This window comes from Streptomyces sp. NPDC039480 (assembly GCF_055597165.1).
The window spans coordinates 256658-271105 of record NZ_JBVITX010000007.1; the positions used below are offsets into that span (position 1 = coordinate 256658).

Here is a 14448-nt window from a genome sequence, read left to right on the forward strand (position 1 = left end):
CTGACGTGGTGCACTACGTTGAATGGTGCAGTACAGCATGATGAACTTCGCCGAACTCGGCTCGGCTTGGACTTCAGGACTCCGACTCCGCACCTCGGGAAAGGCTCGCGCGTGAACGTCTCCCGCAGCGATCAGGCAGCGCCGACGGCGGCTCCGACCGCGACCGCGACCTCGACGGCGACCCCGGCCGCGAACCCTGGCGGCGGCTCGGACCTCCGTAGGCGCTTCGGCCCCGTGGGACTCGTGCTCGCGGGCGGCGTCTCCGTGCAGTTCGGCGGCGCGCTCGCCGTGAGCGTGATGCCGAGGGTCGGCGCGGTCGGCATCGTGGCGCTGCGGCTCGTCTTCGCCGCGCTCGTGCTGCTCGTCGTGTGCCGGCCGAAGGTGCGCGGGCACTCGCGGGCCGACTGGGGGACGGTCGTCGCGTTCGGCGTGGCCATGGCCGGGATGAACGGCCTCTTCTACCAGGCCGTCGCCCGCATCCCCATGGGCCCCGCCGTCACCCTCGAAGTGCTCGGCCCGCTCACGCTCTCCGTCCTCGCCTCGCGCCGCGCCGTGAACCTCGTCTGGGCGGGGCTCGCCCTCTGCGGTGTCTTCCTGCTCGGCGGCGGGGGCGGCTTCGACGGCCTCGACCCGGTCGGCGTCGCGTACGCGCTGGGCGCGGGCGCGATGTGGGCGGTGTACATCCTCTTCAGCGCGCGCACCGGGCGGCGCTTCCCGCAGGCCGACGGTCTGGCCCTCGCGATGGCGGTCGCGGCGGTGCTCTTCCTGCCGCTCGGCATCGCCGCGTCCGGGTCGCGGCTCGTCCAGCCGGGCACGCTGGCGCTCGGCGCGGCCGTCGCGGTGCTGTCGTCCGTACTGCCGTACACCCTCGAACTCCTCGCCCTGCGGCGGCTGCCCGCGCACACCTTCGCGGTCCTGATGAGCCTGGAACCGGCCATCGCGTCCGTCGCCGGCTTCCTCGTCCTGAGCCAGGCGCTCTCCGCCGTCGAGGCGGTCGCCATCAGCCTGGTCATCGCGGCGAGCATGGGCGCGGTGCGGACGCAGGTGGGGCGGCGGCGGGTGCGGGCGGGGGCGGATCCGGTGGCGGGGGCAGATCCGGTGGCGGGGGTGGCCGCGGCGACCCCCGCCGATCCGGCCGATCCGGGCGATCCGGCCGATCCGGGCGATCCGGCCGATCCGGGCGACCCGGCCGCCCCCGCCCACGCCCGCACCCACGCCCCGGGCGCCGAATCCGTCGGGCGGCCGTCCGAAAAGTAATGCAAGCACGCTTGCTTGTTTCTACGGGCGCTGCCATGCTCCGAGGCACTTCCCCACGCTCCTGACTCCGTTCGGGTCGGGCGGGGGAGACCCGACCGTGCCCTGAGGGGAGCGTTCCGTGTCAGATGCCTTGGCCGTGCTCGACGACCTGCGCAGCGAGAGCGAGGAACTCGACCGCATCGTGGCGGAGTTGAGCGGGGAGCGGTGGTCGCTCGCGACGCCCGCGCCCGGCTGGACCGTGGCTCACCAGATCGCGCACCTGACCTGGACGGACCGGGCCGCGCTGCTCGCCGCCACGGACCCGGACGCCTTCGCCGTGGAGGTGAGGAAGGCGGTGGCGGCGCCCGACTCCTTCGTGGACGAGGGCGCGGAGGAAGGCGCCGCGCTGCCGCCCGCCGAGCTGCTGGCCCGCTGGCGGGCCGGGCGCGACGAACTGTGGCAGGCCCTGAGCGAGGCCCCCGCCGGTACGCGACTGCCCTGGTACGGGCCGCCCATGGCCGTCCCCTCCATGGCGTCGGCGCGGCTCATGGAGACCTGGGCGCACGGCCAGGACGTGGCGGACGCGCTCGGCGTGACGCGGGCCCCGACGGACCGGCTGCGACACGTGGCGCGGATCGGGGTGCGAGCGCGTGACTTCGCCTTCGCCGTACGCGGACTGAGCGCCCCGGGCGAGGAGTTCCGCGTCGAACTGACCTCACCGGTGACGGGCGAGGTGTGGTCGTACGGCCCGGAGGACGCCGCGCAACGCGTGACCGGCCCGGCGCTCGACTTCTGCCTCCTAGTCACCCAACGCGCCCACCGCGCCGACCTGTCCGTCCGGGCCGAGGGCCCCGACGCCACCCACTGGCTGACCATCGCCCAGTCCTTCGCAGGCCCACCGGGCCCCGGCCGCCCCCGGAAGACGCCGGAAGGCCCCGGCCCAGTGACCCCACCCGGCCGTCCGACGAAAGGACCCGGACAGTGACCGTGCGACCTCTCCGTATCGGCAACGCCTCCGGTTTCTACGGTGACCGGTTCGACGCCATGCGGGAGATGCTCACCGGTGGGGAGCTCGATGTGCTCACCGGGGACTATCTCGCCGAGTTGACCATGCTCATCCTCGGGCGGGACCGGCTCAAGGATCCGGGGCGCGGGTATGCCAAGACGTTTCTGCGGCAGCTGGAGGAGTGTCTCGGGCTCGCCCGGGAGCGGGGCGTGCGGATCGTGGTCAATGCGGGTGGGCTCAATCCGGGGGGACTCGCCGAGGCCGTGCGGGAGTTGGCGGGGCGGCTCGGGCTCGGGGAGACGCGGGTCGCGCACGTCGAGGGCGACGACCTCGGCGCCCGTTTCCCCGGTGCGCTGACCGCCAACGCCTACCTCGGCGGCGCCGGCATCGCCGCGTGCCTGAACGCGGGCGCCGACGTCGTCGTCACCGGCCGCGTCACCGACGCCGCCCTGGTCACCGGGCCCGCCGCGGCCCACTTCGGGTGGGGGCCGACGGAGTACGACCGGCTCGCGGGCGCCGTCGTCGCCGGGCATGTGCTGGAGTGCGGGGCGCAGGCAACCGGGGGGAACTATGCCTTCTTCGCCGAGCACGGGGCGGACGGCCTGCGGCGCCCCGGGTACCCCCTCGCCGAGATCCACGCGGACGGCTCGTGCGTCATCACCAAGCACGACGGCACCGGCGGTTTCGTCGACGTCGGGACCGTCACCGCGCAGCTCCTGTACGAGACGCAGGGCGCCCGGTACGCCGGACCCGATGTCACCGCCCGCCTCGACACCGTCACCCTCACCCAGGCCGGCCCCGACCGCGTCCGGATCGACGGCGTGCGCGGTGAGGCGCCGCCCCCGACCCTCAAGGCGGGCCTCAACCGCCTCGGCGGGTTCCGCAACGAAGTCGTCTTCGTGCTGACCGGGCTCGACATCGAGGCCAAGGCCGCACTCGTCCGCACCCAGATCGAGGACGCCCTCGACCGCGCCAAGTCCCGCCCCGCGCACGTGCGGTGGGAGCTCGCCCGCACCGACCGCGCAGACGCGCCCACCGAGGAGAGCGCCAGCGCCCTGCTCCGCCTCGTCGTGCGCGACCCCGACCCGGACACGGTCGGCCGCACCCTCAGCGGCGCCGCCATCGAGCTCGCCCTCGCCAGCTACCCCGGTTTCCATGTGACGGCACCACCCGGAAGGGGCTCCCCCTACGGAGTCTTCGAGGCGGCCTACGTCGACCGGGACACCGTCCAGCACGTGGCGGTCCTGCCGGACGGGGAGCGGCGCCCGATCCCGTCCGGCGCCGACATCCTCGTACCGGAAGACATCCTCGTACGGGAAGACCGCCCCGTATCGAAAGACCTCCCCGCACCGGAAGACCGCCCCGTACTGGAAGACCTCGATCCGCCCCCGCCCCCCGCACCCCTCCCGCCCGGCCCCACCCGCCGCGCCCCCCTCGGCCTCGTCGCCGGGGCCCGCAGCGGTGACAAGGGAGGCGACGCGAACATCGGTGTGTGGGTGCGCACCGACGACGCGTGGCGGTGGCTCGCCCATGAGCTGACGGTGGACCGGCTGCGTGAACTCCTGCCGGAGACGGCGGGGTTGCCCGTCACCCGCCACGACCTGCCCAACCTGCGCGCCCTGAACTTCGTCGTCGACGGGCTGCTCGGCGAGGGCGTGGCCGCGCAGGTCCGCTTCGACCCGCAGGCCAAGGGGCTCGGCGAATGGCTGCGCGCCCGCCACCTCGACATACCGGAGGTACTGCTGTGACCCAGGAGGTACTGCTGTGACCGTCCTCGCCTCCGCGCTCGACCCCGCGAGCGCCGAGTACGCCGAGCACCGGCAGGTCATGTCGGACCGGCTCGCCGAGCTCGATGCCGAGCAGGCCAAGGCGTTGGAAGGGGGCGGGGAGAAGTACGTCCAGCGGCATCGCAAGCGCGGCAAGCTGCTCGCCCGGGAGCGGATCGAGCTGCTCCTCGACCCGGACACGCCCTTCCTGGAGCTGTCGCCGCTCGCCGCCTGGGGCAGCGACTACCCCGTCGGCGCGTCCATGGTCACCGGCATCGGCGTCGTCGAGGGCGTGGAGTGTCTGATCACCGCCAATGATCCGACCGTGCGGGGCGGTGCCTCCAATCCCTGGACGCTGAAGAAGGCCTTCCGGGCGCACGAGATCGGGCACGCGAACCGGCTGCCCTCCATCCATCTCGTGGAGTCCGGAGGCGCCGACCTGCCCTCCCAGAAGGAGATCTTCATCCCGGGCGGCGCCCTCTTCAAACACCTCACGCAGTCCTCGGCGGCCGGGATTCCGACGATCGCCGTCGTCTTCGGGAACTCGACCGCCGGTGGTGCGTACGTGCCCGGCATGTGCGACCACGTGATCATGGTCAAAGAGCGTGCGAAGGTCTTCCTCGGCGGGCCGCCGCTGGTGAAGATGGCGACCGGCGAGGAGAGCGACGACGAGTCGCTGGGCGGCGCCGAGATGCACGCCCGCACCTCCGGCCTCGCCGACCACCTCGCCGAGGACGAGCGCGACGCCCTGCGCCAGGCCCGCCGGGTCGTGGCGCGCCTCAACTGGCGCAAGGCGTACGCCGATCCGGGCCCCGCCGAGCCGCCCAAGTACGACGAGGACGAGCTCCTCGGCATCGTTCCCGGCGACCTGAAGAAGCCCTTCGACCCGCGCGAGGTCATCGCCCGCGTCGTCGACGGCTCCGACTTCGACGAGTTCAAGCCGCTGTACGGCAGCTCCCTCGTCACCGGGTGGGCCGCCCTGCACGGCTATCCCGTCGGCATCCTCGCCAACGCGCAGGGCGTGCTTTTCAGCGAGGAGTCGCAGAAGGCCGCCCAGTTCATCCAGTTGGCCAATCAGCGCGACATCCCTCTGGTGTTCCTGCACAACACCACCGGCTACATGGTCGGCAAGGAGTACGAGCAGGGCGGCATCATCAAGCACGGCGCGATGATGATCAACGCGGTCAGCAACTCGCGGGTGCCGCATCTGTCGGTGCTCATGGGGGCGAGTTACGGCGCCGGGCACTACGGCATGTGCGGGCGCGCCTACGACCCGCGCTTCCTCTTCGCCTGGCCGAGCGCCAAGTCCGCCGTCATGGGCCCGCAGCAGCTCGCGGGCGTCCTGTCGATCGTCGCCCGCGCCTCCGCCGCCGCCAAGGGACAGCCATACGATCAAGCCGCCGCCGAGGCCGACGCCGGGCTCCGCGCCATGGTGGAGCAGCAGATCGAGGCGGAGTCGCTGCCGATGTTCCTGTCCGGGCGGCTCTACGACGACGGGGTCATCGACCCGCGCGACACCCGCACCGTCCTCGGTCTCTGCCTGTCCGCGATCCACACCGCCCCCTACGAGGGCGCACGCGGCGGCTTCGGCGTCTTCCGGATGTGAGGAGAACACCCCATGATTTCCACCCTGTTGGTGGCCAACCGGGGCGAGATCGCCTGCCGCGTCTTCCGCACCTGCCGCGAGCTCGGCATCGCCACGGTCGCCGTGCACTCCGACGCCGACGCGGACGCCCTGCACGTACGCGAGGCCGACACCGCGGTGCGGCTGCCGGGGGCGGCGCCCTCCGACACGTATCTGCGCGGCGACCTCGTCGTGAAGGCCGCGCAGGCCGCGGGCGCCGACGCGGTCCACCCCGGCTACGGCTTCCTCTCCGAGAACGTCGACTTCGCGCGGGCCGTCCTCGCCGCGGGCCTCACCTGGATCGGCCCGCCGCCCGCCGCGATCGAGGCGATGGCGTCCAAGACGCGCGCCAAGGAGCTGATGGGCGTCGAGCCGCTCGGCGACGTCACCGAGGCCGACCTGCCCGTCCTCGTGAAGGCGGCCGCGGGCGGCGGCGGGCGCGGCATGCGCGTCGTACGGGATCTGGCCGATCTGCCGGGGGAGCTGGCGGCCGCACGGGCCGAGGCCGCCAGTGCCTTCGGCGACGGGGAGGTGTTCGTCGAGCCGTACGTCGAGGGCGGCCGGCACGTCGAGGTGCAGATCATGGCCGACGCGCACGGCACCGTGTGGCCGCTCGGCACCCGCGACTGCTCCCTCCAGCGCCGGCACCAGAAGGTCGTCGAGGAGTCCCCGGCCCCCGGCCTCGCGCCGGAACTCGTCGCCGAGCTGCACGCGCAGGCCGTGCGCGCCGCCCGCGTCACCGACTACCGCGGCGCGGGCACCGTCGAATTCCTGGTCGCCGGAGGGCGGGCGCACTTCCTGGAGATGAACACCCGGCTCCAGGTGGAACACCCGGTCACCGAGGCCGTGTTCGGCCTCGACCTCGTGGCGCTGCAGATCCGGATCGCCGAAGGCGACGCCCTGGAGAAGGACCCGCCGGCCGCGCGCGGCCACGCCGTCGAGGCCCGCCTCTACGCCGAGGACCCGGCCGCCGGCTGGGCCCCGCAGACCGGCACCCTGCACCGCCTCGACGTGCCCGGCGGAGTGCGTCTCGACACCGGGTACGCCGCGGGCGACACCATCGGCGTGCACTACGACGCGATGCTCGCCAAGGCCGTCGCGTACGCGCCGACGCGCGCCGAGGCCGTGCGCAAGCTGGCGGGCGCCCTGGAACGCGCCGCCGTCCACGGCCCGGTCACCAACCGCGATCTGCTCGTACGCTCCCTGCGGCACCCCGAGTTCACCGAGGCCCGCATGGACACCGGCTTCTACGACCGGCACGCCGCCGCGCTCACGGCGCCCGCGCCCGACCCGCACGCCCCACTGGCCGCCGCCCTCGCCGACGCGCACGGCCGCTCCCGGTTCGGCGGCTGGCGCAACCTCCGCTCCCAGCCCCACCTCAAGCGCTACCGCTCCGAGCCCGACGGCACCGAGCACGAGGTGCGCTACCACCACACCCGGCAGGGCCCGGTCGCCGACGGCGTGACCGTCGTCGACGTCGGCTCCGGACTCGTCGTCCTCGAAGCGGACGGCGTACGGCGGCAGTACAGGGTCCACCGTTACGGAGACCGCGTGCACGTCGGCACACCCGACGGGGACACCGCCCTCACCCCGCTGCCGCTGCTCCCCGAACCGGCCGCCCGCCGCGCGCCCGGCTCGCTGCTCGCCCCGATGCCCGGCACCGTCGTCCGCGTCGCCGAGGGGATCGCCGAAGGGCAGCCGGTCACGGCCGGGCAGCCCCTCGTCTGGCTGGAGGCCATGAAGATGGAGCACCGCATCTGCGCCCCCGCCGCCGGAACGCTCACCGCCCTGCACGCCGTGCCCGGCCGCCAGGTCGAGGTCGGCGCGCTGCTCGCCGTCGTCCAAGCCGCGACCCCAGCAGCTCCAGCAGCAGCCCAAGCCACCGCCTGAGCCGCAGCCCGAGCCGCCGCCCCAGCCCGAGCCGCCGTCCCGGAGGAGAACGCCTCATGAGCACCGCTCGCAGCACCGCTCGCAGCACCGTCCTCGAAACCGATGAGCACCAGGCCCTGCGCGCCGCCGTCGCCGCGCTCGGCAAGCGGTACGGCCGCGACTACCTGGCCCGCGTCGCGGGCGCCGGCGGCCACCCCGACGAGCTGTGGGCGGACGCCGCCAAGCTCGGCTACCTGGGCGTCAACCTGCCCGAGGAGTACGGCGGAGGGGGCGGCGGCATCGCGGAACTCTCCATCGTCCTGGAGGAGTTGGGCGCCGCGGGCTGCCCGCTCCTCATGATGGTCGTCTCGCCCGCGATCTGCGGCACCGTCATCGCCCGCTTCGGCACCGAGGAGCAGAAGCGGGCCTGGCTGCCGGGCCTCGCCGACGGCTCCCGCACCATGGCCTTCGGGATCACCGAGCCCGACGCGGGCTCCAACTCCCACCGCATCACCACCACGGCCCGCCGCGACCCCGACTCCGGCGACTGGCTCCTGACCGGCCGCAAGGTGTTCATCTCCGGCGTCGACATCGCCGACGCGACGCTCATCGTGGGCCGTACGTCGGACGCGCGCACCGGCAACCTCAAACCCTGCCTGTTCATCGTCCCGCGCGACGCCCCCGGCTTCGGGCGACGGCAGATCGACATGGAACTCCAGGCCGCGGAGAAGCAGTTCGAGCTCACCCTCGACGATGTGCGGCTGCCCGCCGACGCGCTCGTCGGCGACGAGGACGCGGGGCTGCTCCAGCTCTTCGCGGGCCTCAACCCCGAGCGCATCATGACCGCCGCGTTCGCGCTCGGCATGGGCCGTTACGCGCTGTCCCGCGCCGTCGAGTACGCCAAGGAACGCAGCGTGTGGAAGTCCCCGATCGGCGCCCACCAGGCCATCGCGCACCCCCTCGCCCAGTCCCACGTCGAGATCGAACTCGCCCGCCTGATGATGCAGAAGGCCGCCAGGCTCTACGACGAGGGCGACGACGTCGGCGCGGGCGAGGCCGCCAACATGGCCAAGCTCGCCGCCGCCGACGCCTGCGTGAAGGCCGTCGACCAGTCCGTGCACACGCTGGGCGGCAACGGCCTGACCAAGGAGTTCGGCCTCGCCTCGCTGATCGTGGCGTCACGCGTGGCGCGGATCGCCCCGGTGAGCCGGGAGATGATCCTCAATTACGTCTCGCACCAGACGCTCGGCCTGCCCAAGTCCTACTGAGGAGCGCTCCCGTGAGTCTTTCCGTCTCTTCACCGGTGCGCGGCATCACCACCGTCACGCTGGACGCGCCCGAGCGGCGCAACGCGCTCTCGGCGGAGCTGGTGGGCGCCCTCGCCGAGGCGCTCGGCGACCTCGGCGAGGACCGTGACACGCGTGCGGTCGTCCTCACCCACACCGGCACGACGTTCTGCTCGGGCGCCGACCTGAAGGCGCCGCCCGACCCGCGGGACTTCGTGGCGCTGCTCCGGCAGCTCGTGGCGCTCCCCAAACCGGTCGCCGCGCGGGTGGACGGGCATGTGCGGGCGGGCGGGCTCGGGCTGCTCGGCGCCTGCGACGTGGCGGTCGCGGGCCCGGGGGCGTCGTTCGCGTTCACGGAAGTGCACATCGGCGTCGCCCCCGCCGTGATCTCCCTGCCCCTGCTGCCCCGCCTCGACCCGAGCGCCGCGTCCCGCTACTACCTCACCGGGGAGCGCTTCGACGCGGCGGAGGCGGCCAGGGCCGGGCTGGTCACGGTGGCCGCGGCCGACGTCGACGCCGCACTGGAACCGCTGCTCGACGGGTTCCGCACGGCGGCGCCGGGCGCCCTGGCCGAGACGAAGAAGCTGCTCACGGCTAGGGTGCTCGACGCATTCGACGACCAATCGGACGCCCTCACGGCCCTGTCCGCGCGGCTCTTCGGCTCCTCCGAGGCGCGCGAAGGCATGACGGCGTTCCTCGAACGACGGGAGCGCCCATGGGTGCTGTGACCGCCGACGACCGCGCGCCCCGGCAGGAGCGTGCGACGAAGCAGGAGCGTGCGCCGAAGCAGGACCGCAGTCGCGCGACGCGGCAGAAACTCCTGGAGGCGGCGGTGTCCTGCCTCGCCGAGCACGGCTGGGCGGGCTCCACGGTCTCGGTGGTCGCCGAACGGGCGGGCGTCTCGCGGGGCGCCGCCCAGCACCACTTCCCCACGCGGGAGGACCTGTTCACGGCGGCCGTCGAGTACGTCGCGGAACAACGCTCCACGGCGTTGCGCGCCCTGCCCGCCCAGGACAGGGCCTCGGTGGTCGCCGCCCTCGTCGACCTCTACACCGGCCCGCTCTTCCGCGCCGCCCTCCACCTGTGGGTCGCCGCGTCGAACGAGCCGCAGCTCGGCTCCCGCGTCACGGAACTCGAATCCCGCGTGGGCCGCGAGACACACCGCATCGCGGTGGAACTCCTGCACGCCGACGAGTCACGCCCCGGCGTCCGCGAGACGATCCAGGGCCTCCTGGACATGGCGCGGGGCCTGGGCCTCGCGAACCTGCTGACGGACGACGGGACGAGACGGGAGAGGGTGGTGGCGCAGTGGACGGTGCTGGTGGAGGAGGCGTTGAGGACGAAGGATTGACCCCCCCGGACGTCAGCGCGCGATCTCGTCGTACCCCTCGATGGCCTGCGGGGACCGGCTGCCGGGCCCGGTGTAGCGGGCGGAAGGCCGGACGAGGCGTCCCGTCCGCTTCTGCTCGAGGATGTGCGCCGACCAGCCCGCGGTCCGCGCGCACGTGAACATCGACGTGAACATGTGCGCGGGAACCTCGGCGAAGTCGAGGACGATCGCCGCCCAGAACTCCACGTTCGTGGCGAGGACACGGTCGGGCCTGCGGGCGTGCAGCTCGTCGAGGGCCGCCTTCTCCAGCGCCTCCGCGACCTCGAAGCGGGGCGCGCCCAGCTCACGGGCGGTGCGCCGCAGCACGCGCGCGCGGGGGTCCTCGGCCCGGTACACCCGGTGCCCGAAGCCCATCAGCCGCTCACCCTTGTCCAGGGCCTGCTTCACGTACGCCACCGCGTCGCCCGTCCGCTCGATCTCCTCGATCATGCCGAGGACCCGGGACGGGGCACCGCCGTGCAGCGGGCCGGACATCGCGCCGACGGCCCCGCTCAGCGCCGCCGCCACGTCCGCGCCGGTGGAGGCGATGACGCGGGCGGTGAACGTGGACGCGTTCATGCCGTGCTCGGCGGCCGAGGTCCAGTACGCGTCGACGGCCTGCACGTGCTTGGGGTCGGGCTCCCCGCGCCACCGCTTCATGAACCGCTCGACGACCGTCCCGGCCTTGTCGATCTCCCGCTGCGGCACCATCGGCAGGCCCTGCCCGCGGGCCGACTGGGCGACGTACGACAGGGCCATGACGGCGGCGCGCGCCAGGTCCTCGCGGGCCCGCTCCTCGCTGATGTCGAGCAGCGGCCGCAGGCCCCAGACGGGCGCGAGCATCGCCAGGGCGGACTGGACGTCGACGCGGATGTCGCCGGAGTGCACCGGGATCGGGAAGGGCTCGGCGGGCGGCAGACCGGGGTTGAAGGCGCCGTCGACGAGCAGGCCCCACACGTTCCCGAAGGAGACGTGGCCGACCAGGTCCTCGATGTCGACGCCGCGGTAGCGGAGCGCGCCGCCTTCCTTGTCCGGTTCGGCGATCTCCGTCTCGAACGCGACGACTCCTTCAAGACCAGGTACGAAGTCGGACATCAGGCGGCTCCTCGTGATGGGTTCGACATGATGGTGGCGAGAGAGGCGGCTTCGGCGACTCGCGGACCGGAACGTAACCCGGTGATGCCCCGTGAGGCCGGCGGTCACCCAACCGATACGGCAGAGGGACGATATCCCTTGGTGCCACCTTTGGCGATGGAATGCGGCACTCAGTGCCACACGTCACCTCTCCGCCGCGCGACGTGCCTCTTAGGGCAGCCCTGCGGCCGAGGCCAATACGGCAAGATGACCGCGTGACCGACTCCAGTGCTCCTCTTCCGGAACCGGCTGACATGCGCGAGCAGTACGTCACCGGAGGGCTCTCCGAGGCCGAGCTGCCCGCCGGCCCCATGGACCAGTTCGCCCTCTGGTTCAAGGAGGCGGCACGCGACAGGGACGCCGTCCACGAGCCGAACGCCATGGTCGTCTCCACGGCCGACGCGCAGGGCCGGCCCAGCTCCCGCACGGTGCTCCTGAAGGGCTTCGACGAGCGGGGCTTCGTCTTCTACACCAACTACGGCTCCCGCAAGGCCCGTGAGCTCGCCGAGAACCCGCACGTGTCGCTGCTCTTCCCCTGGCACGCCGTGGCCCGCCAGGTGATCGTCTCCGGCACCGCGGAGCGCGTGGGGCGCGAGGAGACGGTCGCGTACTTCCGCACCCGCCCGCACGGCTCGCAGCTCGGTGCCTGGGCCAGCGCCCAGTCCTCCGTGCTCGCCTCGCGCGCCGAACTGGACCGCGCGTACGCCGACCTGGCGGCCCGTTACCCCGAGGGCGAGCAGGTCCCGGTGCCGCCGGAGTGGGGCGGCTTCCGGGTGAGCCCGCAGGCGGTGGAGTTCTGGCAGGGCCGCGTGGACCGTCTGCACGACCGCCTGCGGTACGTGCGCGCGGAGAGCGGCGAGGGCTGGCGGGTGGAACGCCTCAGCCCGTGAGGCGGCGCCGGCCTTCCGGGCCGGGGATCATCAGCCCGTCCGGCGTTTGAGGACGAGTAGGCCGAAGGCCACGATCGACGGCGCCGTACACGCCGGGCACCGCACGGGGCACCACGTCACCCGCCGGCCAGGACCCCGTCCAGAAACGGTTCCACCGCGGCGCGCCACGCGTCCGGCTGGTCGTAGTGCACGAGGTGCCCCGCGTCGGTCACCTCGGCATACTCCCCGCGGGGCAGCACGCGGACCATCTCCTGGGACTCGGCCCGGCCGAGCTCACCGTCCTGGCCGCGCACGACGAGCGCAGGGCAGCGGACCTGGATGAGCTCCTCCCAGTGCGCGTCGTGCACCCACGTCTCGCGGGAGCTGAGCATCTGGGCGCGGTCGAAGACGGGCCGCCAGCCGTCCGGGCCCTCGGCCATCACCTCGGCGAAGAACTCACCGCGCGCGGGGTTGGGGCGCTCCACCCAGGGGTCGTCCTCGCCGAACCACTTGCGTACGTCGGCGAGGGTCGCGAACGGCACCGGCCAGGACTTGAACCAGTCCTCCCAGTCGCGCTGGGACGCGGCCCCGAGGGCGGAGGCCCGCATGTCGCAGATGACGAGGCCCTGGACGAGGTCGGGGCGGCGCGCGGCGAGCTGCCAGGCGGTGAGGGCGCCCATGGAGTGGCCGATGAGGACGGCGGGGGCGAGACCGAGCTGGACGAGGGCGGCCTCGGCGTCGTCCACATAGGCGTCGCGGGTGTACGGACCGTCGGCGGGCTTCTCGCTCCTGCCATGGCCGCGCTGGTCGAGGGCGACCGCGCGGTGCCGCTCGGCGAGCCAGCGGGCGGTGCCGGCCCAGTGCGAGGCGCGGCCCATCAGGCCGTGCAGCAACAGCACCCCGCCGGACGCCCCGTCGGCCTCCCTGAGCTTGGGAGGGTCGGCGTACTCCCAGGCGGCGAGGCGTACGCCACCCGCACCCGTCACGTCGATGCGCCGCACCATGGTTCCTGGCACCCCCCTTGGTTCCGCTCGGGTTTCACGCCTGGCCCTGCTTCACACCCCCGCACGCTATCGAACTCCCTTTCGAAATCGGCCGTTTCGCCGATAACACCCCACCTTCGGGTGACCACGCTCAAGGATTGACCGGCGCGGCCGAGGGGAGATCTTCATCGGGAGGCGGGCCGCTCGGGGAGTTCGGTCCGAGGGGAATGACCCTGAGAGCTCGGGGCTCCGGGTCAGTACAGGGGAGGACAGGCCCCGGCGCTCTTGAGCGCCGGGGCCCTCGCCTTGCTCGCGCTCACCAGACGGGCACATCCTCCAGCCCCCTCTCCGGCCGACCGGCCAGACCTGGCGCCGACACGGTCAAGAGCCCTCAGGTCATATGCCTCTCGCGACAGCCTCGCACGCAAAACGCTCGGGCGCTGCGATTCCGCACACTGAATCTTGGACTCCGCAAAATCCCCCGGAGACCATGAAGAACCGTCAACTACCTCATCCGCAACGGGAGTTGACCTCAGCGCTTGGCGACGAAGACGTGCGACGCGACCTCCGCGGTGAGCTCCGCGGCCTCGCCGCTGCTGCCCACCAGGACACCGCCCGCCGACTCCGTCACGCTCACCACGGAGCCCGGCTGCACGCCGGCCCGCCGCAGCGTGTACATCAGCTGCGCGTCCGTCTGGATCGGCTCGCCGATGCGGCGCACCACGACCGTCTTGCCCTCGGAGCCCGGGTCGAGCTCCGTCAGGGAGACCATGCCCTCGTCCAGGAACGGGTCCGCGCCGTCCTTCTCGCCCAGCTCTTCCAGGCCCGGGATCGGATTGCCGTACGGAGACTCGGTGGGGTGGCGCAGGAGCTCCAGGACGCGGCGCTCCACCGCCTCGCTCATCACGTGCTCCCAGCGGCAGGCCTCGGCGTGCACCTGCTCCCACTCGAGACCGATCACGTCGACGAGCAGGCACTCCGCCAGGCGGTGCTTGCGCATCACGCGGGTCGCCAGGCGGCGGCCCTCCTCGGTCAGCTCCAGGTGCCGGTCGCTGGCGACCGCCACCAGGCCGTCGCGCTCCATGCGCGCCACGGTCTGGCTCACCGTCGGTCCGCTCTGGTCGAGCCGCTCGGCGATCCGGGCGCGCATGGGGACCACACCTTCCTCCTCCAGCTCGAGGATGGTGCGCAAATACATCTCAGTGGTGTCAATCAGCCCCGACATGGGTGCCCCTCAGAATTCGCTCGTGCGCTGGCCCTGCCCTCAATTCTGACGCATACCACTGACAACCGTGTCGCGCCGGTG

The 14448-nt window shown here is 73.0% G+C and carries 11 protein-coding genes and 1 pseudogene; 9 read left to right on the top strand and 3 right to left on the bottom strand.

The window, feature by feature from the left end; translation table 11 throughout:
• Positions 1-111: 111 nt before the first annotated feature.
• The 8 genes and pseudogenes from ACZ56E_RS23135 to ACZ56E_RS23170 form a co-directional block, all read left to right on the top strand.
• Positions 112-1068, top strand: a pseudogene (locus tag ACZ56E_RS23135) (EamA family transporter); the annotation flags it as partial.
• 307 nt (positions 1069-1375) lie between these two features.
• Complete coding sequence (locus ACZ56E_RS23140) at positions 1376-2221, top strand: TIGR03084 family metal-binding protein (protein WP_471216875.1); 846 nt, start codon at positions 1376-1378, stop codon at positions 2219-2221.
• Positions 2222-2223: 2 nt separating this feature from the next.
• Entirely contained in the window at positions 2224-3990 is a 1767-nt protein-coding gene (locus ACZ56E_RS23145; RefSeq protein WP_471217214.1) for an acyclic terpene utilization AtuA family protein, read from the top strand.
• A gap of 16 nt (positions 3991-4006) precedes the next feature.
• Positions 4007-5614 (top strand): acyl-CoA carboxylase subunit beta, encoded by a 1608-nt coding sequence (locus ACZ56E_RS23150; protein WP_471216876.1) that lies wholly within the window; start codon positions 4007-4009, stop codon positions 5612-5614.
• Between the two features lie 12 nt (positions 5615-5626).
• Positions 5627-7522 (top strand): acetyl/propionyl/methylcrotonyl-CoA carboxylase subunit alpha, encoded by a 1896-nt coding sequence (locus ACZ56E_RS23155; RefSeq protein ID WP_471216878.1) that lies wholly within the window; start codon positions 5627-5629, stop codon positions 7520-7522.
• 56 nt (positions 7523-7578) lie between these two features.
• Positions 7579-8769 (top strand): acyl-CoA dehydrogenase family protein, encoded by a 1191-nt coding sequence (locus ACZ56E_RS23160; protein WP_471216880.1) that lies wholly within the window; start codon positions 7579-7581, stop codon positions 8767-8769.
• An 11-nt stretch (positions 8770-8780) separates the two neighbouring features.
• Positions 8781-9515 (top strand): enoyl-CoA hydratase family protein, encoded by a 735-nt coding sequence (locus tag ACZ56E_RS23165; RefSeq protein ID WP_471216881.1) that lies wholly within the window; start codon positions 8781-8783, stop codon positions 9513-9515.
• Positions 9503-10138: a TetR/AcrR family transcriptional regulator gene (locus tag ACZ56E_RS23170; RefSeq protein WP_468610563.1), complete on the top strand. Its 636-nt coding sequence runs from the start codon at positions 9503-9505 to the stop codon at positions 10136-10138. The genes ACZ56E_RS23165 and ACZ56E_RS23170 overlap by 13 nt, the downstream gene beginning before the upstream one ends.
• Before the next feature lie 12 nt (positions 10139-10150).
• Here ACZ56E_RS23170 and ACZ56E_RS23175 read toward each other — a convergent pair whose 3' ends face one another.
• Positions 10151-11251: a citrate synthase 2 gene (locus ACZ56E_RS23175; protein ID WP_306334899.1), complete on the bottom strand. Its 1101-nt coding sequence runs from the start codon at positions 11249-11251 to the stop codon at positions 10151-10153.
• 293 nt (positions 11252-11544) lie between these two features.
• On the opposite strand from ACZ56E_RS23175, the gene pdxH reads away from it, so the two are divergent.
• On the top strand, positions 11545-12180 hold the full coding sequence (pdxH, locus tag ACZ56E_RS23180) for a pyridoxamine 5'-phosphate oxidase (protein ID WP_471217218.1): 636 nt from the start codon (positions 11545-11547) through the stop codon (positions 12178-12180).
• A 116-nt stretch (positions 12181-12296) separates the two neighbouring features.
• On the opposite strand, the gene ACZ56E_RS23185 is transcribed toward pdxH, so the two are convergent.
• A complete protein-coding gene (locus ACZ56E_RS23185; protein WP_471216884.1) occupies positions 12297-13163 on the bottom strand; it encodes an alpha/beta fold hydrolase in 867 nt (288 codons plus the stop codon).
• A gap of 511 nt (positions 13164-13674) precedes the next feature.
• Positions 13675-14367 (bottom strand): metal-dependent transcriptional regulator, encoded by a 693-nt coding sequence (locus ACZ56E_RS23190; protein ID WP_355807864.1) that lies wholly within the window; start codon positions 14365-14367, stop codon positions 13675-13677.
• Between the last annotated feature and the right edge of the window lie 81 nt (positions 14368-14448).

Excerpts from the sequence above, each read along its gene's own strand:
- ACZ56E_RS23160 (WP_471216880.1), top strand. The coding sequence starts at position 7,579 with ATGAGCACCGCTCGCAGCACCGCTCGCAGCACCGTCCTCGAAACCGAT.
- ACZ56E_RS23175 (WP_306334899.1), bottom strand. The coding sequence starts at position 11,251 with ATGTCCGACTTCGTACCTGGTCTTGAAGGAGTCGTCGCGTTCGAGACG.
- pdxH (WP_471217218.1), top strand. The coding sequence starts at position 11,545 with ATGCGCGAGCAGTACGTCACCGGAGGGCTCTCCGAGGCCGAGCTGCCC.
- ACZ56E_RS23190 (WP_355807864.1), bottom strand. The coding sequence starts at position 14,367 with ATGTCGGGGCTGATTGACACCACTGAGATGTATTTGCGCACCATCCTC.
- ACZ56E_RS23170 (WP_468610563.1), top strand. The coding sequence starts at position 9,503 with ATGGGTGCTGTGACCGCCGACGACCGCGCGCCCCGGCAGGAGCGTGCG.
- ACZ56E_RS23185 (WP_471216884.1), bottom strand. The coding sequence starts at position 13,163 with ATGGTGCGGCGCATCGACGTGACGGGTGCGGGTGGCGTACGCCTCGCC.
- ACZ56E_RS23155 (WP_471216878.1), top strand. The coding sequence starts at position 5,627 with ATGATTTCCACCCTGTTGGTGGCCAACCGGGGCGAGATCGCCTGCCGC.